Genomic DNA, 24,721 nt, shown 5'->3' with positions numbered 1-24,721 from the left:
TTCGTTCTGAGCCAGGATCAAACTCTCAAGTTTGATGTCCGATACATACCAGCCGGAATAAGGCCAATATATACCGCTCATTTCCAGGAGCCATTCCTGCACAATATATTCTAGTGGAATATACTGAGACATATAGACAACCCACCAAGCCTAAGCCCGGCAAGCTCCAATAAGGAACGGCCTAATTTAACCGATCCATCCACGCCTGAAAGCCGTGAATAACCGGAGCCGCCGCCCACATGTCCCTTCATCTATCCAACAATGTCAAAGAACCATACCGACACCAGAAGCGGACAACTTCGCCTCCCCGATCCTTGCGTCTCGGAGGACTAGTGCCCGTCTATGTCGGCAACCAAACAGTCCAGCGCCACAAAGCCGCCGTCCCGTCCGGTGAACAGCCCTCTAAGTGGCGCTCGCGAGTCGGTCAACACAAAAAATCCCCACGCGTCAAATTTGTGACGCAGCTAAAACAAGGTCTTCCAAACCAAAGGCGGAAACCAAGCCACGTTTCAGCGCTCCTCAACATCCTCACATGCAAGAGGGCTTGGAAGGCATCTCCCTCTCCATCAACCCCGAACCGCCCGTTGAAAGCACGAGAATCGCCCGATTCAGGCCAATGGCTCTCCCGCCCAGCATTCGGTGTCGACCTGGGCCTGCGCCTCACGTGGATAGCGCGGGCCGGACGGTGCGGTGAGAGGGAACAGAGCCTCGACCGCCGCGATCAGATCATCCGGCCAGACACGCGCCAAGGTCGCCAGATCCTCGTCGAGATGGGCGATGCTGGTCGTGCCGGGAATCGGCACGACATGGTCGCCCTTGGCCAGCAGCCAGGCCAGGCACAGTTGCGCCGCCGTGCAGTCGGCCTGATCGGCCAACGCCTTCAACCCCTCCACCAATGCCAGGTTCGCCGCCAAATGGGGCGCCTGGAAGCGAGGCATCGAAGCGCGAATGTCGCCCTGCGGCAGAGCTGCTGCGTTTGGGTTACCCGCCAGCAGCCCGCGCCCGACCGGGGAGAAGGCGACGAAGCCCGTACCCAATTGCGCGCAGGCGTCCAGCACCGCCACCTCGGCGTTGCGGGTCCAGAGCGAATATTCGGTCTGCATCGCCGCGATCGGATGCACGGCGTGGGCGCGGCGCAGCGTCGCCGCCGACATTTCCGACAGGCCGATCGCGCCGATCTTGCCAGCCTCCTTGGCCCGTACCAGCGCGCCGACCGAGTCCTCGATCGGCACCTTGGGATCGAGCCGGTGGAGATAATAGAGATCAATATGATCGACCTTGAGCCGCCGCAGCGAATCCTCCAGCACCTTGCCGATCGCCGCGGGCGATCCATCCAGCCCCCGCTTGCCGTCAATCTCCCCCAGCACGCATTTACTGGCCAGGGTGAAGTCCCCCCGCCGGTCCATCAGCGTACGGCCCAGCAATTCCTCATTCGCGCCGAAGCCATAGAGCGCCGCGGTGTCGAAAAACGTCACGCCGACATCGAGCGCATGGCGCAGCAGCCGTTCCGCGTCCACCGCGTCGGGGCGCGGCAGATAGGCGTGGGACAGGTTCATGCAGCCAAGGCCGATAGCCGACACGGTGAACGGGCCGATGGTACGCGTAGGGAGGCTGGGCATAGCTACAGGGGTAATCCTACATAATTTTCCGCGATCGTCGTCTGCGCCGCGACCGAAGAAGCGATATAGTCCAAGTCGGCGACCTGCATCCGGCGATCGAACGCATCGCTGTCGGGGAAGCGGTGCATCAATGTCGTCAATTGCCATGAAAAGCGTTCGGATTTCCAGACGCGGGCCAGCGCCTTGTCCGAATAGCCGGCCACCGCGTCGCTGTCATGTCTCTTGAAGTAAGCGATCAACGACTGCGACAGGTAATGCACGTCCGACATCGCCAGGTTCAGGCCCTTTGCGCCGGTCGGCGGCACGATATGCGCACTATCGCCCGCCAGCATCAACCGGCCATGGCGCATCGGTTCGAATACGAAGGAGCGCAGCGGCGCGATCGACTTTTCCAGCGCCGGACCACGCGTCATATGCGCGGCCGCCTCCGGCCCCAGCCGGATCGCCAGTTCGTCCCACAGCCGGTCGTCGGACCAGTCCTCGATCTTCTCGTCCAGCGCCACCTGCACATAATAGCGGCTGCGCGTTTCCGACCGCATCGATGCGAGCGCGAAGCCGCGTTCGTGATTGGCGTAGATCAGTTCGTGGTTGCACGGCGGTACGTCCGCCAGGATACCCAGCCAGCCGAAGGGATAGACCTTCTCATAATGGCGCGCGACCGACGCCGGAATCGCCTTGCGCGAGGGACCGTGGAAGCCGTCGCAACCGCACAGGAACTGGGTATCGATCCGGTGGGTCGCGCCATCCTTGCTGTAGGTGATATAGGGCGCGTCGCTGTCGACATCGTGCAGCGCCACGTCGGCGGCGTCATAGATCACCTCCAGCCCGCGTTCGGGCGCTGCCTCCATCAGGTCGCGGGTCACTTCGGTCTGGCCATAGACCATCACCTGCCTGCCGGTCAGCGCCGCGATGTCGATGCGGATCAGCCGCTCGCCATCGGCCAGATGAAAGCCGTCATGCGGCAGGCCTTCGGCATGCATCCGCGCGCCCAGCCCCAATTGGTCCATCAGGTCGGTGGTCGTCCGCTCCAGCACGCCGGCGCGGATGCGGCCCAGAACATAGTCGGGCGACGCGCGTTCCACGACCACCGCCTCAATCCCCTCGGCGCGCAACAAATGCCCCAGCATCAGCCCGGCGGGCCCGGCGCCTATGATCGCGACCTGCGTCTTCATGATGATCCTCTCCATGTCCCATGCAGCATTTGAGGGGCATCATGCCGCGCGGCGCAGCGCGCGCCCATGGCCAACCCAGCGCCTTATTTGGACGATTCAACCGACCTTGTGCCGGCAGATCACGACTTCACGGCCAACAGGCTCCGGCAGCGATGGACTATCCGCCGCAGATCAGGCCGCAGGCAGCGTCACCACGCTGTCGGGCGCATCGCGCAGCCGCAGATAGAGTTTGCCGTCCTGTGGCGCCGGCGCCTTCAACGCAGACCCGGTATAGCCATGCGCTACCTGCGCCGCCTGGTCGAGCGTCGGCGTCGCGCCCACCGCATCGATCAGGAACAGGTCGCGCCCTGTGATCGTGCAGCCCTCCGCCATCGCTGCACAGGCCACCGCCTCAATCTGCGGCAACCGCGCCAGCGTCACTAGCGGTTGCCAGTCGCTCGCCTCGCCATCGCGCAGCAGACGAAAGCGCAGCGGCCCGAACAAAGCGGGAGCCATCCTTTTGGGGTCCAGCGTGGCGACCATCACCTGGGCGCTTTCCAGCCGCAGGCCGTTGGCGGCGATCAATCGGATCGGCGCGCCATCGCCAACCGGCGCGACCTCGATCGCGTCGCTGGCGTTCAGCGTCGTGCCCTGGCCCGCCTGGACCGAAAAGACCAGCTGGCCATTGTCCGGCAGCAGATTATCGCCGACAAGCACCAGCGCCCTGCCGTTCGCAGGCGGCGCGCCCGGCCTGATATCCTTGCTCAGCAGGCTGAGCTGCGGCCGCGCCCCCGCCACCGTCAGGTTCAGGCTCACGCTCCGCCCGTCGTGCAGCTTGACCCGCGCCGTCGCCCCGCTGCCGGCATCGGGCGCCACCGCATCGCCCTGCGCCACCAGCCGCAGCCGGTCCACCGCCCCATCGCGGGTCAGCCGGTCCGGCCGCAGCAGCAGGCCGTTCACATCCACGCTATCCACCTGGTCCAGCCGTTGCCCGGACAGCACAGCCGCCTTGTCCCCAGCGTGAAGCAACAGCCCGTCCAGCCGGCTCGCCTGGGCATAGCTGCGCAGCGCAATCGCGCTTGGCTGGGCGACGCCCTGATATTTGACCTCGATGCTGAGCGCACCGGGCTTGCGATCGGCCAGCGGCACGGTCAGCGCCAGCGCGTCGCGCCCCTGCACCTTCCAGTCCACCGCCTGAGGCGCGCCATCACCCTGCCGCAACATCACGCTTTCCACACACGCGGGCGCGCCACCCTTCAACACCAGACCATTGTCGCGCCCGACGACCAGGGCAGCGCTATCGCCCTCAACCGTCCATCCGCCCGCATCGGGCATCTGCACCATGAAGTCCGGCCCCTCGAACCGATCAAAACCCCAGCGGCCATACAGATGCCCCTGCACCGTGCCCTTGAACGCCGGGGGCACATCGCCGCCGGTCAGCACATAGCCGCCCCGGTCGGCGCGCGCCTCCAGCGGCAGGTCGATCGTCTCGCCCGACGCGGTCTTCAGCGCCAGCTTCACATCGCGCGCATAGGGGGTGGAGAAGATAAGCGGCGCCCCCTCTACCGGCAGCACCGTGCCCGCGCGCGCCACGCAGATGGGCGCGTCGCCGGCCCGGCGCAGACGCGGGGGACTGTCCGTCTCGATCGAAGGCATAGCGACCACCATCACCGACTTGGGCTTCTGGAAGGACGGCGCGGCGTTCAACAACAGCGACATGCCGTCGGGCTTGCGCACGCTGAGCGTGGGCAGATAATTGAACTGGGGGCTGCTGAACGCGCCGAATATCCTGGCGATATCGCGCACCACGCCGATATATGGACTGTAGAAACCATAGCCCGCCTCGCGCGTCGCCGCCAGTTGCAGCGCCAGGTCGGTGGGCGCGCCGGTCAGCGTCTCGGCAATCGAACTGCTATGCACGTCGGACAGCACCAGCGTATCGCGATTGTCGAGCAGGCAGGCCGCCTGCATCTCGACCACCTTGGACAGGCACTCCTCGTTCAGCTTCATCGCCAGGCTGCGCGCCAGCGTCGGCGCGACGGTGCGCAGATATTCGGGATGGCTGTTTTCCTGCGCCTTGATCGCGGCCATGAACGCGTCCAGCCGCGACCGGTCGAGCGAGGCCTGATTGAGATCCTGCGTCGCGCGCACGAACTCGCCCGGCTTGCCGCGCACCGCATCCGACAGCACGCCTTCCGCGCCGCCAGTGTCCGGCACCAGGAACAACACCATCTGGCGCGCGCCCTTGGGCACGGTCAGCACCAGCGCCTTGTCCTTGTCCTTCTTCTTCCAGGTCTCGGCGAACCGGACCCAATCCTTGGGCGGCGGATTGGTCGCGCCGCGCAGGAAGGCGGACACCAGGATGAAGCGCGCGCCCTGGTCGGCGGGCAGGTCCGCCTCGATCGAGAGCCGGTCGCCTTCGGAGAGGCTTGGCACCTGCGCGATCGGCAGGCTCTGGTCGCCGCGCATCACCAATATGTCCAGCGCCGGGCCGGGCAATTCGAACGGTGCGGGTTCCGCTGCAACCAACGCAGCGGGCGTCAGCATGGCCAACGTCAGCCCGCCCAGCGCGCAGCGGGCGGTCCGCATCATCCTGTCGATCGGCAAGGGCTTCATATGTAATCCGGCATCCAGTTTCACGGCCCCCCAAGCGCCTTTCCCATATGGTCAGGCAGAAGCCAAGCGGAAGGATGACGTTGCCCGCCCCTGCCCGCTCCAGCGACGCGGCATGGCCTTCCCTGGAATCGGCCTGTCTTGGGGCAATATCGCTAGCCATATTGGCCATCACGCCGTCATCCTCTATGCCCGTGGCAAGACGTAGCCGCGTCGGCGGATAGGGAGAGACGATGACCAGCGACATGCACCGCCGCGGCCTGCTCAAGGCCATGCCAAGCCTCGCTCTTGCCGGTGCCGCCGCCCCGCTCGCCGCGGCGCCAGGCGGCGCGCTCGCCACCCCGCCGCTCAGCCTCGCCATGCGCCTGCGCGTCCTGATCGGCGCGCCGCAGGAACTGGGCATGGTCGATGGCGTGCGCAAACGGGTCATCCCCATCACCGGCGGAAGCGTCGATGGCCCCCGCCTCACCGGCAACGTCCTGCCCGGCGGCGCGGACTGGCAATCGATCCGGGCTGACGGCACCGCCGATATCCTCGCCCGCTATTCGCTGCAAACGGATGACGGCGCGATCATCTCCGTCGTCAATCCGGGCTATCGCCATGGTCCCGCGCCGGTGCTGGCGCGGATCGCGGCGGGCGAGGTGGTGGACCCCGCTCTCTATTATTTCCGCACCACCCCGCGTTTCGAGGTGGCGGGCGATGGCCCGCACGCCTGGCTTGGCCGCACCATATTCCTGTGCACCGCCGCCCGGTTCAAGGACCATGTCGCACTGGACATTTTCGCGGTCGGCTGACACTGACAAGGAATAAGATAGAGGGGCAGGATCGCCAATGACCGACATCAGGCATAGGCTGGACGAAGCCCCCATGGGCCGGCTCCAGATCGCGGCGATCATCCTGTGCATCCTCCTGAACGCGCTTGACGGGTTTGACGTGCTGGCGATCAGCTTCGCCTCGCCCGGCATCGCCAAGGAATGGAGCATCGATCGCGCCGCGCTCGGCCTCGTCCTGTCGATGGAATTGATCGGCATGGCGGTGGGATCGGTGCTGCTCGGCAACCTGGCCGACCGCATCGGCCGCCGTCCGACCATCCTGGGCTGCCTCATCATCATGGCGGGGGGCATGGCGGGCGCGACCCAGGCGTGGGACGTGGTGTCGCTCTCGCTCATCCGGCTGCTCACGGGCCTTGGCATTGGCGGGATGCTCGCCTGCACCAACGCGATGGTCGCCGAACTGTCCAACGCGCGCGCCCGCAGCCTGGCCGTGGTGATCATGGCGGCGGGCTATCCGGTCGGCGCGATCCTGGGCGGGTCGGTTGCCTCTCAGTTGTTGGTCGCGGGCGACTGGCGCGACATCTTCCTGTTCGGCGGCATCGTCACCGCCCTCTTCCTGCCCGTCTCGCTCTGGCTGCTACCCGAATCGATCGGATTCCTGTTGCAAAAGCGGCCGCACGGCGCGCTGGTGCGGATCAACCGCCTGCTCGCTCGCATGGGCCACGCCCCGGCCGACGCCCTCCCCGCGCCCGATCCCACCGCGACCAAGCCGTCCTTCGCATCGCTATTCGCCCCCGGCCTCGCGCGCACCACCATCCTGCTGACGCTCGCCTATTTCTGCCACATCATGACCTTCTACTTCATCCTGAAATGGGTGCCCAAGATCGTCGTGGACATGGGATTTGCGCCCTCGGCGGCGGGCGGCGTGCTCGTCTGGGCCAATGTCGGCGGCCTCATCGGCGCGCTGCTGCTGGGCGCGCTCAGCTGGCGGCTGCCGCTGCGCGCCCTCATCATGGCGGCGATGCTCGCTTCGACCATCATGGTCACGCTATTTGGCCAGGGGCAGACCACGCTTGGCGGCCTCAGCCTGATCGCCGCCTGCGCCGGCTTCTTCACCAATGGCGCAGTGGTCGGCCTCTATGCGTTGGTGGCCCTATCCTTCCCGACCGCGGTGCGCGCCGGGGGGACCGGCATCGTCATCGGCATCGGGCGCGGCGGCGCGGCGCTGGGGCCGATCCTCGCGGGCTTCCTCTTCACCCTCGATTTCGGCCTCCCCGCTGTGGCGCTGGTCATGGCGCTCGGTTCGCTGGTCGGCGCGGCCCTGCTCGCGATGTTGCGCCCGCGCTAGGGCAACGCCGCGGCGCGCTGGCCGAGCGAGATCGCGCCTAACGGACCGGCATCAGCGCCCAGACCGGGCGCGACGATCAGCTGCTCCAGCGCGCCATAGTCCAGATCCGCGATATAACGGTTCAGCAAATCGGCCGATTGCCGGGCGATCAGCGGCAACAGCATGGGCCGGGCCTGGATCACGCCGCCGCCCAGCACCAGCCGCTGGGGCGACAGGGCCAGGATCAGCATCGTCGTCCATTCGGCAAGGTCCGCGGCGACGGTCTGCCAGAGCGGATCGTCGTCCGTCATGTCGGCCGCAGCGATCGGCGACCGGGCGGCGAGCGCCGGACCGCCCACCAGCCCTTCCAGGCAATCGCCATGGCTGGGGCACACGCCCGCGAACATGTCCCCTGGCTGGCGGCGCACCCGCATATGGCCGGCTTCTGGATGCAGATGCCCATGCACCGCCTGTCCGTTCACAACCAGGCCCAAGCCAACCCCGGTGCCGATTGTCGCATAGGCATGGACCGCGCACCCCTGCGCCGCGCCCCACATCCCCTCCGCCAGCGCAGCGCCCGCGACATCGGTGTCGATGGCGATCGGCATGGCAAAGCGGCTGGCGAAATGCCCGTAAATGTCGACCCCCGCCCAGCCGGGCTTGGGCGTGTTGCCCATATGGCCGAAATGGGACGCGTGCGGGTTCAGGTGCAGCGGCCCGAAACTGGCGACGCCGATCGCGGCCAAGCAGGTTTCCCGCTCCCACAGGGCGATCGTATCGGATATGAGCGTCAGCGTATCGGCGGTCCCGGTGGGCCAGCGTTGCTGGCGCAGGATGGTGCGCCCCTGCGCCAGCGTGGCGATGCATTTGGTGCCGCCCAGTTCGACACCGACGATCATCGGTTCGGCCATGCTCATGCCAGCCATGCCTTGTCCCCCTCTATCCCCAACCGCAGGTCGGGCGCGGGGGCGCCGCCGAAATGGCGACGCGCCTCCGTCGCATCGCGGGGGACATGCGACAGCTCCGTCATATCGGCGAAGCTCTGGACCGTCAGATCAGGCAGCACGAACCAGCTATAGGCCTGAAAAGGCGCCTCCGGGGGGTTAGCGAAGACAAGCCCGGTGCCGTTGATCGGCCGCCATGGCCCTGCCAGACGCTCAGACGTCATGCCATACAGGCCATTGGGACCGGTCGGTCCGTCATCGGCGAACACTTTTCCCTGGGTGGACCAGAAGAGATAATAACGGCCGTCATGAACAATGACGTGCGGTCGTTCCAGTTCGTTGTTCAGGCCATCGGCGGCGATCAGCGGCGGCAGGCGTTGCCATCGGCCATCCGGCATGCGCCGCGCCATGCCGACCGCGCCGTTCCAGAAGGATGTCGATTGCGCCAGCGACGCCGCGAAGAAGACATAGGCCGCCCCATCCGCAGGATCGCGGAAGAAGGCGGGATCGCGAAACGCCTTGATCGTGCCGATCGCCCCGCCGCCCTCCATATCGCGCACATAATCGATGCCATCGGGCACCAGCATTTCCACCGGCGTCGACCAGGGCGACAGGGTGATTGCGTCGCCATCAACCGACAATGCGGCCCGCGTTTCGAACAGGCGCTGGCTGAAGCTGAGCACGTCTTCGCCGCGTGTGCCCGCGACGGTATAATAGAGGGTGATATGGCCATGGTCGGGCGACAGGATCGCAGAACCCGACCATTCACGACTGCCCGGCGAAAAGCCATCATCGAACAACAGGCCAAGATCACGCCATTTGTCCCCTACCCGGTGCATCAGGCGCAGCCGGGCCATGCCATGGCGGGCGTCGGGGTCCAGCAGCGCGGGAGCCGACAGCAAAATGAACAGGGTGCCGCCTGCGATCACCGCCTGCGATCCGTCCTCCGCCTGCACCGGCCAATAATCCCACAGGTCGACGCCCGCTATCAAAGGCTGTGGTTTGGAAAATAGCGGCGCGCAGGCCATGGTCGCACGGTCGATCGTGGCGACGTGGGCAGCGGTCCAGTGGCTTGTCATCATCGGGCATCCGTGGGGAGGGAGTTAGGCCATGATCTTCGCCGGTGCGTGCAGACACCGGCGAAGATCATGATTTCCACGGGCGTGAAACGCCCCGGAAAGTCGGGGATCAGAAGTCGACCCGCACCGAGGCGGAGACGGTGCGACCATTGATCGAGCGCGCGCGGACGATGCCGTTGGCGGGGATGGCGGCATCCTCCGCTTCGGTGAAGCCCTTGACGTCGAACAGGTTGTTGGCGTTGAGCGAGAGTTGGACACGATCCATCGGCTTGACCGTCAGGAAGGCGTTGACCTGCGTATAGCCGGGCAGTTTCAACTGGTTGCTGTCCTGCGCATAGCTGCTGGAGGTGCCGATGACATTGGCGCCCACAGTGAACACGCCCGCATCATATTGCGGCGTGACCTGATAGAGGAATTTGGCCTGACGACGCGGGCGATTGCGCACGACTGCCGGGTTAAGCACGTCGCTGGCGATCTTGGCATCGGTATAGGTGCCGCCCGCCGTGATGCTGAACCGGCCGGTGCGGTATCCGCCCTCCAGTTCCAGGCCAGAGGCGCGATAGTTGCGGTTGAAGAAGGTCTGGGTCGTCGCCTCGAAATTCTGTTCCTCGGTCCTGGCGTGGAAAGCGGTGGCGTTGAGCGTCAGCCCACCATTGCGATATTTGACGCCGCCTTCCAGTTGCTTGACGAAATCGACCGCCGCGCCGCTGTCGGTCAGATTGCCGGTGGTGGTGCTGACGGCCGGGCCGAACAGCAGTCGATCGGCATTGGCGCGTGCGCCCCGGCTGTAGCGGGCAAACAGCGCGATATCGTCGGCCAGGCGATAGTTGGCGCCGAAAGAATAGGACAGATATTCATAGCTATAGTCGACCGGCGCCGTCAGCGTCGGGACGACCGCGACATTGGTTTCGGGGATGGAGATCACCCCGTCGCCATTCATGTCGCGGCTGATGACGCCGACACGCCCGCCGCCCAGGTCCGACCCTGCGATCCTGCCCTTGGCGCTGCCAAAATCATAGCGCAGGCTGCCGTCCAGCGTCAGCGCCCCGGTCGCCAGGCTCAGGGACGCGAAGGGCGCGTTGGTGTTGTAATCGACATCGTAGCTGCGGCGGCAGCAATTGCCGAAGAAGGTCGCGCCATAGCCAAAGGTGCCATTTTGCGTGAGCGCCTGACCCGCCGCGTTGGTGAGGTTGACGAGCGCCGCATTGCCGCCGCCGGTTACTTCCAACAGGTGCGATGTCCACAGCCAGTCGGTGGCGATCGTCTGGCGCGACTTGTAGAAGCCGGCGGTCGCGGTCAGCTTGCCCAGGCCAGTATCGAAATCCCGGCTGACGCGCAGGTCGTTGGTGATGTTGTTCAGGCCGTTGATCTTCACGTCGAACAGCACGATCTGCGCCAGATAGTTGCTGCCGTTAAATGCCTGGCCTGCCTTTGGGCCATTGGCGTAGGTCAGCGTCGATCCCGCGCCGCCCAGTGCGGTCGCGATCGCCGATCCGCTGTCCACCGCTGAGGGGAAGGGCGATGTGAAGCCGCCCGACACGTCCGAATAGCGGAAGCGTTCGGTGACGTTCCAGCCATCGCCCAGTTCGAATTGCGATTCCAGGCCGACGGCGTAAACGACGGGATGCTGGCCATCGCGAATGTCGCGCGTCACCGCGTTGTTGCTGCCATCCAGCGTCACATTGTCGCGGAAATAGCGCGAATGGAGCGTGTCGCCATTGATGCTGAAACCGGGCAGATCCTGATATTTGGGATTGCTGTTGCTGCCCGTCACCAGCACGGGATTGGGCAGGTAGCCGATGGCGCGGTCATTGAGATATTTGCCGTAGAGGCGGATATAGCCGCCGGCAAATTCCTTGGTAATGTTCGCCTTGATCTGCCCGCCCTTGTTGGCGTCGTAGCCCGCCTTGCGCGGCCCTTCGCCCTGGCGGTAGAAACCGCCGACATGGTAGCGCAGCGTGTCGCTGATGCGGCCGCCATAGTCGAAGTCGAGCCGATATTCCTCATAGTCGATGCCCGCCGTCGCCTGGATCGCGCCGCCTTCCTGCTCGCCGGTCTTGGAGATCATGTTGATGACGCCGCCCGGCGCATTGGAGGCGAAGGTGGAGGCCGATCCGCCGCGCACCGATTCGACCCGGCCGATGTTGAAGTCGGACCGCAGGAAGATGTCGGCATTGCCAAAGGTGATGTCGCCAAATTCCAGCACGGGCAGGCCGTCCTCCTGCAACTGCAGGAACTTCGCGCCGCCTGACGCGACCGGCAGCCCGCGGACCGAGATATTGGCATTGCCTTCGCCGCCCGACGATTCGGAGCGGATGCCGGGGAGATTGCGGAAGATTTCGGCGACCGAACGCGGCGCTGCCTTGGCAATGTCGTCGCTGCTGAGCGAGCTGACGGTGACGCTGCTGTTGAGCCGGTTCTGGCCGCGGGCGACCGCGGTGACGACGATTTCATCGTCGGGGGCGGTGGGGGCGGCGTCTGCCGCCGACTGGGGCGCGGCGGCGGGCTGCTGCTGTGCCTGGGCGGGGGTCGCCGCGATCAGGGTCGCCGACGTCAGCAGAAATGTCTGAAACTGCCTCTTCATTGTCTCTCTCCCACGCCGATTCGTTTCGGCTTGGAATTGTGATGATCCTTTTCGCAAACGATTGCAAGAGACCTATAGCACAGATTGCAATCGTTTGCGAACATCGATACTGACAAATCCGTCAAGGTCGGCAACAGTCCGCCAGGCAGGAGAGGCAAAGATCATGAGCGAGCCAATACCCCGTAAGCCGCACCTCTCGCTGGGGCGGATCGTGCAGATGAACCTGGGTTTCCTGGGGCTTCAGTTCAGCTTCGGTTTGCAGCAAAGCAATATGGGGCCGATCTATTCCTATCTGGGCGCGGACGAGGCATCCTTGCCGCTGCTGTGGCTGGCCGGGCCGATGACGGGCCTCCTGATCCAGCCGATCATTGGCGCGATGAGCGACCGCACCGTCACCCGCCTTGGCCGGCGCACCCCCTATTTCCTGATCGGCGCGGTGCTGTGCAGCCTGTGCCTGTTCGCCATGCCCTATAGCCGGGCGCTGTGGGTCGCGGCCAGCCTGCTCTGGGTGCTCGATGCCGCCAATAATGTGACGATGGAACCCTATCGCGCCTATGTCAGCGACCGGCTGGACTCGGCGCAAAGGCCGCTTGGTTTCCTGACGCAGAGCGCCTTTACGGGCCTCGCCCAGACGCTGTCCTATTTGGCGCCGTCCCTGCTGGTGTGGGGCGGGCTGAACGCCGATGCGATCGATCCGTCGGGCATTCCGGTCATCACGCGAATCGCCTTCATCGTCGGCGCCGTGCTGTCGCTATCGACCATTCTCTGGTCGGTGCTGCGCGTGCCCGAACTGCCGCTGAGCGCGCAGGAGATCGCGGCGATGCGGGCCGAGCCGCTGTCCGCCCGCACCACGTTGCGCGACCTCAAGCAGGCGATCGTTGAAATGCCTGTGCCGATGCGTCAGCTCGCCATCGCCATGCTGTTCCAATGGTATGCCATGTTCTGCTATTGGCAGTTCGTCGCCTTCGCCATCGCGCGATCGCTCTACGACACGGCGGACGCCAGCAGCGCGGGCTTTCGCCAGGCGGTGCTAGTGAATGGCCAGATCGGCGGCTTCTATAATTTCATCGCCTTCGTCGCGGCCTTCGCCATGGTGCCGATCGCCCGCAAGATCGGCGCGCGCCCGGTCCATGCCGTCAGCGTGGCGGCGGCGGGCATCGCCATGCTCGCCATGCCCTGGTGTTCGACCCAAGCGATGCTGTTCGTGCCGATGATCGGCATCGGCCTTGGCTGGGCCAGCATGATGGGCAACCCCTATATCATCCTGGCCGACAGCATCCCGCCCGCCCGCACCGGCATCTATATGGGCATCTTCAATATGTTCATCGTCATCCCGATGATGATCGAAAGCCTGACCATGCCGTTGATCTATCGCCCGCTGCTGGGCGGCGATCCGCGCCATGTGCTGATGCTGGCGGGAATATTGATGCTGTTGGCGGCGGTGGCGACGCTGGCCATTCGGGAGCGTCCCGAACGCGCGGCCTGAGCGTCAGGCGGACGCGCGCCGCACCAACTGCGGCGCCATGCAGGCCGGTGCGGCGGGCGTTCCGGCCAGCCGGTCGAACAGCAACTCCACCATCAGCCCTGCGCCGCGCGCGACATCCTGCCTTATGGTCGTGAGCGGCGGGGTGGTCTGCGACGCGACCATGACATCGTCATAGCCGATCACCGCCACGTCGCCGGGCACGCGCAGCCCGGCATCGCCCAGCGCCCGCAGCGCGCTCATGGCGATCACGTCGGACGCCGCGACGATCCCGTCGATCGGCGGATGATCGGCCAGCAAGGCGCGGATCGCGTTATAGGATGCCTGCGTCGTCAGATGCGCGGGCAGCAGCAGGCCGTCGCCCAGCCCTGCCTGCGCTAAGGCCGCGCGAAAGCCGGCATGGCGGGCGGCAAATTCGGGTATGTCGGGATTGCCGAAAAAGGCCAGATGGCGGCGCCCCTGGGCCAGCAGATGCTCGGCCGCGATCCGCCCGCCCGCGACATTGTCCGACCCCACGGTCAGTTGGCCATAGCCGTCGACCGCCGCGCCCCAGACGACCAGGGGCGCATAGCGCGCGGCCACGCGTTCGATCGCGTCGATCTGGTCCGACTGGCCGATCAGCAGCACGCCATCCACCCGCCCGCCATCGACGATCCGGTCCAGCCACTGGCCATCGGCGGGAATGACGCGCGAGAGCAGCAGGTCATAGCCGCGATCGGCCAGCGCGTCGGCCAGCGGGCCGATCAGGCTCATGAAGAAGGGATCGGACAGATGCTGCTGCCTTTCATGGCCCAGCGGCAGCACGACGCCGATCGCACCGGTGCGGCCCAGCCGCAGGTTGCGGGCGGCGCGGTTGATCTGAAACCCGTGTTCGCGCGCCAGGGCCGCGATCCGTTCGCGGGTGGCGCGCGCAATCATGGGATTGCCCGACAGCGATCGCGACACGGTGGACACCGATACGCCCGCAATTCGGGCCAGCGTGACGAGACTGGAGGCATGGGTTGGTTTCATGAGCCGGGCGCGACGTCCACCTATAACCGACCGGTCAGCGGCAAGGCCAACGGACTAAAAGAGCTGAGGCTGCTTATCGCCGGGCCGATGCGGAGGCAAGGAACCAGATAGTGGCAGGTCCGCCGCTGCCATCGCCAGGCTTCGCGGCGATCGCACCACAGGGCGGCGGATCGGGCTGCCTTGCGGAAGCGCGGGCATAGTGTCGCCTATCCGCGCATGCCACGATGGTTTACGGCGTTGACCTGAGTTCCTAGATGGACGATCCACCATGACCACCGCGCCCGTCCCCCGCTTCTATCTCTATGGCGAACCGCAGCGGACCGTGGCGGAGGGTTTCGTTCATGTCGAAAGCCTGGACGATCGTTCCCGCCCCAGCGAATGGACGATCCGCCCGCATGTCCATCGCGACCTCAACCATATCATCCTGATCGCGCAGGGCGGCGGCGCGATGCAGGCCGAAGCCGCGCAGGTCGGTTTCGACGCCCCCTGCTTGCTGCTGGTCCCGGCGGGCATCGTTCACGGCTTCACCTGGCACAGCGAATCGCGCGGCCATGTCACCACCATCGCCGACGCCTATCTGCGCCACCTGATCGCGCGCGACGCCGATCTCGCGCCGCTCTTCGCCCATCCCCATGCCGTCGCCTTGCCGCCGGGCGAAGGCGATGCGGCGCAGGCCATCATCGCCCGCATGGCGCAGGAACTGGGCTGGGCCGGCCCCGGCCAGCGCGCCGCCGTCGAATCCGCGCTTCTGTCGCTCATGGTGCTGGCCCTGCGTCATGCGACGCTGGCGCAGGCGGCCCAATCCGGCACCGCGCGTCAGGCCGCGCTTGTCGCCCGGTTGCGCGAACGGATCGAACAACGCTTCCGCCAGCGCGAACCCGTTGCGGATCACGCCAAAGCACTAGGCGCCAGCCTCACCGCCCTGCGCCAGGCCTGCGCGCAGATCGCGGGCACGTCCCCCGCCCAGATGCTCGACGACCGGGCCTTGCTGGAGGCGCGCCGCCTGCTGCTCTATTCGCAGCTGTCGGTGGCGGACATCGCCTATGCCATCGGCTTTGAAGACCCCGCCTATTTCTCGCGCTTCTTCACCCGTCATATCGGCCAGCCGCCCCGCGCCTATCGCGCCGCGCGAACAGGTTGACGCCGCGCGCCCGGCCCTTACATAGCCTGCCATGACAGCGGACAAGCTAACCGACCTGCTGGTGGCCCGGCTGGTCCGCGACCATGGCAAGAGCAAGCATCACTGGCGCAAGGTGGTCGGCAAATTGCGGCTCTACAGCCCCGCCACCCATCCCCATTGCAACTGGAACGCGACGCCCACCGGCAGTTTTCAGGATATCGCGCTGATCGAAAGCCTGCTCGACGACCTGCGCATGGCGCACCCGCTGCTGACGGCGTGACACAAGCGATTGCGAGAGCATCATCGGAATCGTCATTGCGAGCGTAGCGAAGCAATCCACCGGCGCGACATGGATTGCTTCGCTACGCTCGCAATGACGGTATTGGCCATATAGAAAGGGCGCGGCGGATGTATCCGCCACGCCCTTCCGTGCGACCCCGAAGGGATTTCAAGCTCAACCCGCCAGCTGTGTTTCCAACTCGCCCAGCACACGATAGCAATCGAACACCTTGGCGACGCTGCTATTGGGATCGCGGCCTTCGCGAATGGCGCTGATAAATTCGCGGTCCTGCAATTCGATGCCGTTCATCGACACCGCGACCTGGCTGACGTCGATCGCCTCTTCCTTGCCGTTCACCAGATCGTCGTAGCGCGCGATATAGGTGTCGGTATCGCCAATATAGCGGAAGAAGGTGCCGAGCGGCCCGTCATTGTTGAAGCTGAGCGACAGGGTGCAGATCGCGCCCGTCTCGCTCTTCAACTGGATCGACATGTCCATGGCGATGCCCAGTTCCGGGTGAATCGGCCCCTGCATCGCGTGCGCCGACACGATCTTGCCCGCCTGATAGGCGAACAGATCGACCGTATGCGCGGCATGGTGCCACAGCAGATGGTCGGTCCAACTGCGCGGCTCGCCCTTCGCATTGATATTCCTGCGACGGAAGAAATAGGTCTGCACGTCCATCTGCTGGACGTTGAATTCGCCCGCCTTGATGCGGTTATGGACGAACTGGTGCGACGGGTTGAAGCGGCGGGTATGGCCGACCATGCAGGTCAGGCCGGTTTCCTCCTGCTTCTTGAGCACCGCCTGCGCATCGGCCCAGCTGTCGGCCAGCGGAATCTCCACCTCGACATGCTTGCCCGCCTCCATGCAGGCGATCGCCTGCGCCGCGTGCATCTGCGTTGGCGTACACAGGATCACCGCGTCTACGTCATCGCGCGCCAAAGTCTCGTTCAGGTCCGTCGTCACATGGCCAATGCCATATTTCTCCGCCACTTTCTTCGTGGCTTCCAGTTCGCGGCCGATGATCGAGGTAACGGTCACGCCGTCGATATTCTTGAGGCCATCAAGATGCTTTTCGCCAAAGGCGCCGGCGCCAGCCAGGGCAATACGCATAATTTACTCCATTATTTAGGTGGGGGGAGAGAGGCACATGCCGCCCCCTCCCTCCCTGATCCTCACTCCGCCGCGACCGCGCGCACCGTATCGCTCCCGGTCATATCCAGCCCTTCGCCATTATCCGGGCGCAGCACCATATGGCCGATCGCGGTGTTGGAGCAGGGCACATGATAATGGCGGTGCAGCGCGCGCGTATTCTTGCCCAGCGCCCCGCGCATCACCAGCCACATCACCATCTCGATGCCTTCGCTGCCGGTCTCGCGGAGATATTCAATATGCGGAATCCGGCGCAGATGGTCGCTGTCGCCGACCAGCCCGTCCAGGAAGCGATTGTCCCATTCCTTGTTGATCAGGCCTGCGCGCGGTCCCTGCAACTGGTGGCTCATGCCGCCCGTGCCCCAGATCTGGACGTTCAGATCTTCAGGATAGCTTTCGACCGCCTTGCGCACCGCCTCGCCCAATGCCCAGCAGCGATTGCCCGACGGCGGCGGATAGGTGACGACGTTGACCGCCAGCGGGATCACCTTGCACGGCCAGGCGTCCGGCTTGCCGAACATCATGGAGAGCGGCACGGTCAGGCCGTGGTCGACGTCCATCTCGTTGATGATGGTCATGTCGAACTCGTCCAGCACCAGGCTCTGCGCGATATGCCAGGCCAGGTCAGGATGCCCCTCCACGTCCGGCACCGCGCGCGGTCCCCAGCCTTCGTCGGCCGACTTGTAGCGCTCGCCGCACCCAATCGCGAAGGTCGGGATGATCTTCATGTCGAAAGCGGACGCATGGTCGTTATAGACCAGAATGACGACATCGGGCTTTTCGGCCTTCTCCCATTCCCGCGTCCAGTCATATCCGGCGAAGATCGGCCCGAAATACTCGTCCCGGTCCTTGTTGAAGTCCGACGCCACGCCCAGCAGCGGCACATGGCTCGACGCCACGCCAGCGGTAATCCGCGCCATATCAGCGATCCTCTTTCTTGGCGGCAGCTGCCGCTTCATTTTCCTTGATCGACCGCACGCCCTCGGGCGAACGCCCGCCGGCCATCATCATCGCGCGATATTCGGGAAATTGCATGTCGGTCATCGTGCTGACCGCCTCGGCAAAGGGGATGCCGTCGGTCGAAAACAGTTTCGCCAGGAAATAGACGTTGCCGCCCAGGTCCAGGCAGCGATTATAATCGCGCGCCAGCATCGCTTCCTTCTGGTCGTCGGTCAGCGGCCATTCGTCCATATAGGCGCGCTCGTCGGCCTTGAACCGGGCGCGATTCTCGTCCTTCATCAGGCTCATCGCGAACTGGTTCATATGATAGCCCTGCCGCGCGCGCTTGGCGGTGAAGACGCGGGTGCCCGGAATATCCTCCATCTCGGCCAGATATTCGTGGATATCCTGGTGCTTGGGATCTTCTGTTATCATAGTCCCCTCTCCTTCAATTGGGCGTCGAGGCGCGGGAAGACGCGACGGGCATTGCCCGCAAAGATCGCGGCGCGTTCTTCATCGCTGATCTCCAACGCATCGACATAGCGTTTGGTATCGTCGAAATAATGGCCGGTGGTGGGGTCGATGCCACGCACCGCGCCGACCATTTCCGACCCGAACAGGATATTCTTATTCTCGATCACGTCGGCCAGCAGGTCCACGCCCGGCTGATGATAGACGCAGGTGTCGAAGAAGATATTGTTCATCAGATGCGTCGAAAGGTCAGGCTTCTTGAGCATGTCGGCCAAGCCGCGATAGCGCCCCCAATGATAAGGCACCGCGCCGCCGCCATGCGGGATGATGAAGCGCAGCGTCGGGAAATCCTTGAACAAATCCCCTTCCAGCAACTGCATGAAGGCGATCGTGTCGGCCGCGATATAATAGCCGCCTGTCGCGTGCATCGCCGGATTGCAGCTGCCCGACACATGGATCATCGCCGGCACGTCCAGCTCGACCATCTTCTCGTAGAAGGGATACCAATATTTGTCGGTCAGCGGCGGATGCGTGAAATGCCCGCCGCCCGGATCGGGATTGAGGTTGCAGCCGATAAAGCCCAGCTGCGTGACGCACCGCTCCAGCTCCGCGATGCTGTTCGTCATGTCCGCCTTGGGCGACTGCGGCAACATGCACACGCCGACGAAGGTTTCGGGGAACATCGCCACGACCCGCGCGATCAGGTCGTTGCACCGGATCGCCCACTCCTTAGCCATTGCCTCGTCGCCGACATGGGGCGCCATCGCGGACGCGCGCGGCGAAAAGATCGTCAGGTCCGCCCCGCGCTCCTTGATCAGGCGCAACTGGTTCGCCTCGATCGTCTCGCGAATTTCCGCGTCGCTGATCTCGGGATAAGGCGGGCACGGCGTCCCGGCCTTGAACGCGGCCTTCTGTTCTTCACGCCAGGCGTCATGCCCCTTGGGCAGGACGGTGTAATGACCGTGGCAATCGATAATCAGGCTCATCGCATCTCTTTCCTCAACCCTTATCCGTCACCCCAGCGCAGGCTGGGGTCTCAGGCGACGGCGCGCTACGCCCGCCCCGAAAACTCCGTGATCACTGCCTTTGCAGGAATGCCGTCGGAAAAGATCACCCCAATCTTCGCCGCCAACCCCACTGGCGGCGTCTTCACGCCCAGCGCGCCGATCGCCGCCTGCCGCGCCACCGTGCCGCACGTCATCGCAGCGCCCGTGCCCAGGCCGTCCAGCGTCTTGACCACTTCCTCCATCTCGGCCGCCCGGCGCGTCCCATGCACCAGCATCCGGTCGAGATTATAATCCGCCCGCGCGCTCCACGGTTTCGCCTTCTCGCTCGCATCCAGCGATGCCAGCACTTCGTCCAGCACGTCCGCGGCGTCTGCCGCCAGCACACATTCGGCGGTCAGCGCCTCGATCCCCTTGACCATTACCGACCGGATCATCTTGATCGAGGACGCCCGCCCGACATCCGCGCCCACGACGCGCGTCTTCCCAAAACCCAGCGCCCGCAATCGCGCCTCGGCGTCCGCCGCCTGCGCGCCGCTGAGCAGCAACGGCACATTCAGCCCCGCCGGATCGACCGGCGCCATCACCGCGACATCGACATAATGGCCGCCCGCCGCCTCGATCAGTGCCGCCGCCGCCTGCTTGGTCTGCGGCGCGACGCTGTTCATATCGCAAAAGACCGTCCCCGGCACCATCAGCGCCGCGGCGTCGCGTGCCACGGCCAGCGCCTGGTCCGCCGTCACCAGCGACAGGATCACCGGCACGCCGCACACAGCATCGCTCAGCGCCTCGCTACGCGTGACGCCCAACTGCGCCATGACATCCCCCCGCGCCGGATCGCGATCATAGGCGCAGGCCCGCGCCCGCCAGTCTCCCGCCGCCGCGAACGTGCTGCCCGCCTCGCCAAATCCGATCAGGGTGATGTCGGTCGTCATACCCCAAAACCTGCCTGCCCGATCGCGCCAGGACAAATCGGAACAGGCACAGGGCCATTAGCTGGCGCTAAACATGGCTTTGGGCCTTAGCTCCGTGACACCCCCTCCAGATCGGCCATGAACTCCGCCTGCACCGTTGTCGGTCGCCAGGATGCGCGCGTGGTGACGCCGATCGATCGGCTGGCGGGCATCACCGGCGTGTCGATCCGGCACAGCCATCGCGCTTCCAGTTCCACCGTCACCTGGTCCGGCGACAATAATGTCAGAAAATCATTGTCGATCAGCAATTGCCGGATCGTCATGACCGATCCCGACTCGATCGGCACCACCGGCAAAGCGATGCCCTGATCGCTGAACAACGCCTCCCAGCTTTCCCGCAGCGGCGCGCCCGATGCCGCGATGATCCACGGATAGCGCGCCAAGTCCACCATGCTCGGCCGCGTCCCGGCCAGCGGATGCCCCGCCCGCGCGATCACCACCGGCCGATCGTCGAACAAAGCCGCCTGTTCGAAATCCGCCTCCAGCAAGGGCTGGCGCAACGCGCCCACCATCATGTCAATCGCCCCGTTTCGCAGCGGCTCGATCAGTTCGGTGCGCGACCCTTCCAATATGGTGATGCGCACCCCCGGCCGCCGCCGCAGGAAGCGCGAGACCGCTGCGGGCAACACCCGCGCCCTCGACAACGGCATTGCGCCGATCACGATGCTGCGCGTCTCATGCCCTTTCAGCGCCGCCAGTTCCGCCAGCGCCGCCACCAACTCAACCCGCGCCAGGCGGAAGGCGCGCGCCATCCGCACCCCCGCCTCGGTCAGCATCACTACCTTGCCCCGCCGCCGCACCAGCGGCCGCCGCAGCGACAGGCTGAGGTCGTTGACCGCGCGATGCAGCGAGGGAATGGACAGCCCCGTCGCCGCGCTCGCCGCCGGATAGCTGCCCGCATCCGCCAGCGCGATCAGCGCGCGGAACCGCGCCATCGTCACATGCGGGCTGGCGATATGGTCCAGCGCCGCGCGAAACCGCGGCACCAGCAGCGCGCCCGCGTCCGTCACCGTCATCCCGTCATGCCGCCGGTCGAACAATGGCGCGTCCAGCATCGCCTCGAACCGCGCCAGCGCCTGGGTTATCGCAGGCTGCGTCAGGCTAACCGCCGCCGCCGCCGCATTCATCGTTCCCCGCTCGGCGATTTCCACGGTCGCGCGCAAATGCCGCAGGTTGATCTCGGTCCAGTCCACAATGCCATATTTAGTGAAAACTAATGGCTTGGCCAGATTTCCTTTTTGCCCTTTTCGCGCGAAGGGTCCAGCCAGCAGCCTGTCCCGCGCCGCCCGACCATCCACCTGGTCGGTGCGCCGCCGTCATCAAGGAGAAGGTCAGCATGTCCGGCATCGTCGTCCAGAATATCGAACGGGCGGACCTTAGCGTCGTCGACGGCCTCGCCAAATGCGGCGTCGCCACCGTGCATGAAGCGCAGGGCCGCACCGGCCTGCTCGCCGCATACATGCGCCCGATCTATACCGGCGCGCGCATCGCGGGCAACGCCGTCACCATCTCGGCCGCGCCGGGCGACAACTGGATGATCCATGTCGCGATCGAGCAGCTCAAGGAAGGCGACGTCCTCCTCCTCGCCCCCACCAGCCCCTGCACCGACGGCTATTTCGGCGATCTGCTCGCCACCTCGGCGCAGGCGCGCGGCTGCCGCGGCCTCATCATCGATGCGGGCGTGCGCGACGTGCGCGACCTCACGCAAATGCACTTCCCCGTCTGGTCGAAGGCGGTCCATGCCCAGGGCACGGTCAAGAACACGATCGGATCAGTCAACGTCCCCGTCGTCTGCGCCAATGCGCTGGTGAACCCCGGCGACGTGGTGATCGCCGACGACGACGGCGTGTGCATCGTGCCGCGCGCCGATGCCGCATCGGTGCTAGAAAAGGCGCAGGCCCGCGAAGCCGCCGAAGAAGCCAAGCGCGTCCGTCTCGCCGCCGGCGAACTCGGCCTAGACATCTACAATATGCGCCCGCGCCTCGAAGAAATGGGCCTGAAATATGTATAAATCACGTCCCCCCCTCCCGTTCGGTTCGCGCTTGTCGAGAACCCAGCGCGCCGTTCTCGACAAGCTCGAACCGAACGGAGGTGGAAAATGACCGCCCACGCTTCCGCCCCCGTCCTATGGATGCGCGGCGGCACCTCAAAAGGCGGCTATTTCCTGGCCGAAGACCTCCCCTCCGACACCGCCGCCCGCGACGCCTTCCTGTTGCGCGTCATGGGGTCCCCCGACCCGCGCCAGATCGACGGCATGGGCGGCGCCGACCCGCTGACCAGCAAGGTCGCGGTGGTGAAGAAATCCGACCGCGACGGCGTCGATATCGACTATCTCTTCCTCCAGGTCTTCGTGGATCAGGCGATCGTCAGCGACGCCCAGAATTGCGGCAATATCCTCGCTGGCATCGGTCCTTTCGCCATCGAACGCGGCCTTGTCGCCGCGCAGCCGCAAGAAACCCGCATCGCCATCTTCATGGAAAATACCGGGCAAATCGCGATCGCCACGGTCCAGACGCCCGATGGCAAGGTCCGCTATGACGGCGACGCGAAAATCGACGGCGTCCCCGGCTCAGCCGCCCCCATCCCGCTGGAGTTCCGCGACACCGCCGGCTCGTCCTGCGGCGCCCTCCTCCCCACCGGCAACGCCTTTGACGAAGTGGAGGGCGTGCGCGTCACCCTGATCGACAATGGGATGCCCTGCGTCGTGATGAAGGCGCAGGATGTCGGCGTCACCGGCTATGAAGATCGTGACACGCTCGACAAGGACAGCGATCTCAAGGCGCGCATCGAAAAAATCCGCCTCGCCGTCGGCGTGCGCATGAACCTGGGCGACGTCAAGGACAAGTCCGTGCCCAAGATGATGCTGGTCGCCCCGCCCCGTAATGGCGGCGCGGTCACGGTGCGCAGCTTCATCCCCCATCGCGCCCATGCCTCCATCGGCGTATTGGGCGCGGTCAGCGTCGCCACCGCCTGCCTGATCGAAGGTTCCCCCGCCTTCGAAGTCGCCTCGATCCCGGACGGTCCTCGCAAGACGCTCTCGGTCGAACATCCGACCGGCGAAACCACCTGTGTCATGGAACTGGACGACAGCGGCACCGTCACCAGCGCCGCCATGCTGCGCACCGCGCGCAAGCTGATGGACGGCATCGTCTTTTCCTGACCTGACATCTATTCCCGTTCGGGCTGAGCCTGTCGAAGCCCCGCACTTTTCTTCTAGCAAGAACTGCCCTTCGACAGGCTCGGGGCGAACGGAGTTTTAGGATATGACCCGCATCACCTCATGGCACGGCAACCCGTCCAAGCCGCTCTACACCCCGCCCGCCGGCGCGATCGACGCCCACTGCCATGTCTTCGGCCCGATGGCGGATTTCCCCTTCAGCGCGAAGGCGAAATATCTCCCCGAAGACGCCGGGCCGGACAAATTATTCGCCCTGCGCGATCATCTGGGCTTCGCCCGCAATGTCATCGTCCAGGCCAGTTGCCATGGCACAGACAATAGCGCGACCCTGGACGCCATCGCCAAATCCGACGGGAAGGCGCGCGGCGTCGCCGTGGTCGATCCCGCAATCTCTGACGCCGATCTCACCGCCCTGCATGACGGCGGCATCCGCGGCATCCGCTTTAATTTCCTCAAACGCCTGGTGGACGACGCGCCCAAGGACAAATTTCTCGACGTCGCCAAACGCCTGCCCGCTGGCTGGCATGTCGTCATCTATTTCGAAGCCGACATCCTGGAGGAATTGCGCCCCTTCATGGACGCCATCCCTGTCCCGCTAGTGATCGACCATATGGGCCGCCCCGACGTGACCCAGGGACCGGACGGCGCCGACATGCAGGCCTTCCGCGCCTTCCTGGAAAGCCGCGACGACATCTGGTTCAAGGCTACCTGCCCCGACCGCCTGGATCAAGCCAAGAACGGAACTGGAGGCGATCCCTGGAATGCCTTCGCCGACGCCGTTGCGCCTCTGGTCGCCGACTATCAGGATCGCGTCCTGTGGGGCACCGACTGGCCGCACCCCAATATGCAAGACGATATCCCGGACGACGGCCATCTGGTCGATATGATCCCCCGCATCGCGCCGACGGCCGAATTGCAGCGTAAATTGCTGATCGACAATCCCATGCGGCTCTATTGGCCAGAAGAGATATAAGTTATTGATATAACATGAAAAAGGCGGCAATTTCCATTGCCGC

General features: G+C 65.1%; 21 protein-coding genes and 1 rRNA gene (1 of these 22 running past the window's edge). 8 read left to right on the top strand and 14 right to left on the bottom strand.

What is annotated here, in order from left to right:
* The 4 genes from CEQ44_RS00710 to CEQ44_RS00695 form a co-directional block, all read right to left on the bottom strand.
* Positions 1–33: ribosomal RNA gene (locus tag CEQ44_RS00710) — 16S ribosomal RNA — on the bottom strand; it reaches 1,456 nt to the left of the window's first position.
* A gap of 575 nt (positions 34–608) precedes the next feature.
* A complete protein-coding gene (locus tag CEQ44_RS00705) occupies positions 609–1,619 on the bottom strand; it encodes an aldo/keto reductase (RefSeq protein ID WP_088184565.1) in 1,011 nt (336 codons plus the stop codon).
* 2 nt (positions 1,620–1,621) lie between these two features.
* A complete protein-coding gene (pobA, locus tag CEQ44_RS00700; protein ID WP_088184602.1) occupies positions 1,622–2,791 on the bottom strand; it encodes a 4-hydroxybenzoate 3-monooxygenase in 1,170 nt (389 codons plus the stop codon).
* A gap of 171 nt (positions 2,792–2,962) precedes the next feature.
* Positions 2,963–5,386 carry a hypothetical protein gene (locus CEQ44_RS00695; protein WP_088184566.1) on the bottom strand — a complete coding sequence of 808 codons (2,424 nt, stop codon included), beginning with the start codon at positions 5,384–5,386 and terminating at the stop codon, positions 2,963–2,965.
* A gap of 230 nt (positions 5,387–5,616) precedes the next feature.
* On the opposite strand from CEQ44_RS00695, the gene CEQ44_RS00685 reads away from it, so the two are divergent.
* Together CEQ44_RS00685 and CEQ44_RS00680 are read left to right on the top strand one after the other, a co-directional pair.
* A complete protein-coding gene (locus CEQ44_RS00685) occupies positions 5,617–6,177 on the top strand; it encodes a DUF3237 domain-containing protein (RefSeq protein WP_088184567.1) in 561 nt (186 codons plus the stop codon).
* Between the two features lie 37 nt (positions 6,178–6,214).
* On the top strand, positions 6,215–7,504 hold the full coding sequence (locus CEQ44_RS00680) for an MFS transporter (protein ID WP_088184568.1): 1,290 nt from the start codon (positions 6,215–6,217) through the stop codon (positions 7,502–7,504).
* On the opposite strand, the gene CEQ44_RS00675 is transcribed toward CEQ44_RS00680, so the two are convergent.
* From CEQ44_RS00675 to CEQ44_RS00665, 3 genes are all read right to left on the bottom strand, one after another.
* Positions 7,501–8,409 (bottom strand): ROK family protein, encoded by a 909-nt coding sequence (locus tag CEQ44_RS00675; RefSeq protein ID WP_088184569.1) that lies wholly within the window; start codon positions 8,407–8,409, stop codon positions 7,501–7,503. The two genes, CEQ44_RS00680 and CEQ44_RS00675, sit on opposite strands and share 4 nt — an antisense overlap.
* Positions 8,397–9,506 (bottom strand): glycoside hydrolase family 68 protein, encoded by a 1,110-nt coding sequence (locus CEQ44_RS00670; RefSeq protein ID WP_088184603.1) that lies wholly within the window; start codon positions 9,504–9,506, stop codon positions 8,397–8,399. Before CEQ44_RS00670 ends, CEQ44_RS00675 begins: the two co-directional genes overlap by 13 nt.
* A 109-nt stretch (positions 9,507–9,615) precedes the next feature.
* Positions 9,616–12,090 carry a TonB-dependent receptor domain-containing protein gene (locus CEQ44_RS00665; RefSeq protein WP_088184570.1) on the bottom strand — a complete coding sequence of 825 codons (2,475 nt, stop codon included), beginning with the start codon at positions 12,088–12,090 and terminating at the stop codon, positions 9,616–9,618.
* A 163-nt stretch (positions 12,091–12,253) separates the two neighbouring features.
* Here CEQ44_RS00665 and CEQ44_RS00660 point away from each other — a divergent pair, with 163 nt between their 5' ends.
* Positions 12,254–13,576: an MFS transporter gene (locus CEQ44_RS00660; RefSeq protein WP_088184571.1), complete on the top strand. Its 1,323-nt coding sequence runs from the start codon at positions 12,254–12,256 to the stop codon at positions 13,574–13,576.
* Between the two features lie 3 nt (positions 13,577–13,579).
* Here the strand turns inward: CEQ44_RS00660 and CEQ44_RS00655 are convergent, their stop codons facing one another.
* Positions 13,580–14,584, bottom strand: coding sequence for a LacI family DNA-binding transcriptional regulator (locus CEQ44_RS00655; RefSeq protein WP_088184572.1), 1,005 nt, complete (start codon positions 14,582–14,584; stop codon positions 13,580–13,582).
* 268 nt (positions 14,585–14,852) lie between these two features.
* Between CEQ44_RS00655 and CEQ44_RS00650 the strand changes: the two genes are divergently transcribed.
* Together CEQ44_RS00650 and CEQ44_RS00645 are read left to right on the top strand one after the other, a co-directional pair.
* A complete protein-coding gene (locus CEQ44_RS00650) occupies positions 14,853–15,725 on the top strand; it encodes a helix-turn-helix domain-containing protein (protein WP_088184573.1) in 873 nt (290 codons plus the stop codon).
* A 31-nt stretch (positions 15,726–15,756) separates the two neighbouring features.
* Positions 15,757–15,984: a hypothetical protein gene (locus tag CEQ44_RS00645; protein WP_088184574.1), complete on the top strand. Its 228-nt coding sequence runs from the start codon at positions 15,757–15,759 to the stop codon at positions 15,982–15,984.
* A gap of 174 nt (positions 15,985–16,158) precedes the next feature.
* Here the strand turns inward: CEQ44_RS00645 and CEQ44_RS00640 are convergent, their stop codons facing one another.
* From CEQ44_RS00640 to CEQ44_RS00615, 6 genes are all read right to left on the bottom strand, one after another.
* Entirely contained in the window at positions 16,159–17,100 is a 942-nt protein-coding gene (locus tag CEQ44_RS00640; protein WP_088184575.1) for a Gfo/Idh/MocA family oxidoreductase, read from the bottom strand.
* 62 nt (positions 17,101–17,162) lie between these two features.
* A complete protein-coding gene (locus CEQ44_RS00635; protein WP_088184576.1) occupies positions 17,163–18,059 on the bottom strand; it encodes a class III extradiol dioxygenase subunit beta in 897 nt (298 codons plus the stop codon).
* A gap of 1 nt (position 18,060) precedes the next feature.
* Positions 18,061–18,513: a protocatechuate 4,5-dioxygenase subunit alpha gene (ligA, locus tag CEQ44_RS00630; RefSeq protein ID WP_088184577.1), complete on the bottom strand. Its 453-nt coding sequence runs from the start codon at positions 18,511–18,513 to the stop codon at positions 18,061–18,063.
* The gene (locus tag CEQ44_RS00625; RefSeq protein WP_088184578.1) at positions 18,510–19,535 is read right to left on the bottom strand and encodes an amidohydrolase family protein; all 1,026 of its coding nucleotides are present in this window, start codon (positions 19,533–19,535) and stop codon (positions 18,510–18,512) included. The genes ligA and CEQ44_RS00625 overlap by 4 nt, the downstream gene beginning before the upstream one ends.
* 65 nt (positions 19,536–19,600) lie before the next feature.
* Positions 19,601–20,488 carry an NAD(P)-dependent oxidoreductase gene (locus CEQ44_RS00620; protein ID WP_088184579.1) on the bottom strand — a complete coding sequence of 296 codons (888 nt, stop codon included), beginning with the start codon at positions 20,486–20,488 and terminating at the stop codon, positions 19,601–19,603.
* A gap of 86 nt (positions 20,489–20,574) precedes the next feature.
* Complete coding sequence (locus CEQ44_RS00615) at positions 20,575–21,720, bottom strand: LysR family transcriptional regulator (RefSeq protein WP_088184580.1); 1,146 nt, start codon at positions 21,718–21,720, stop codon at positions 20,575–20,577.
* 143 nt (positions 21,721–21,863) lie between these two features.
* Between CEQ44_RS00615 and ligK the strand changes: the two genes are divergently transcribed.
* The 3 genes from ligK (at position 21,864) to CEQ44_RS00600 (ending at position 24,678) form a co-directional block, all read left to right on the top strand.
* Positions 21,864–22,538, top strand: coding sequence for a 4-carboxy-4-hydroxy-2-oxoadipate aldolase/oxaloacetate decarboxylase (gene ligK / locus CEQ44_RS00610; protein WP_088184604.1), 675 nt, complete (start codon positions 21,864–21,866; stop codon positions 22,536–22,538).
* An 87-nt stretch (positions 22,539–22,625) separates the two neighbouring features.
* Complete coding sequence (locus CEQ44_RS00605) at positions 22,626–23,687, top strand: 4-oxalomesaconate tautomerase (RefSeq protein WP_088184581.1); 1,062 nt, start codon at positions 22,626–22,628, stop codon at positions 23,685–23,687.
* A 103-nt stretch (positions 23,688–23,790) separates the two neighbouring features.
* Complete coding sequence (locus CEQ44_RS00600) at positions 23,791–24,678, top strand: amidohydrolase family protein (RefSeq protein ID WP_088184582.1); 888 nt, start codon at positions 23,791–23,793, stop codon at positions 24,676–24,678.
* Positions 24,679–24,721 lie beyond the last annotated feature (43 nt).

The sequence above is a fragment of the Sphingobium sp. Z007 genome (assembly GCF_900013425.1).
In the GTDB taxonomy this organism is placed as follows: Bacteria; Pseudomonadota; Alphaproteobacteria; order Sphingomonadales; family Sphingomonadaceae; genus Sphingobium.
The sequence above is the reverse complement of the archived record's forward strand: the minus strand, read 5'-3'. Positions and strand labels throughout refer to the sequence as shown.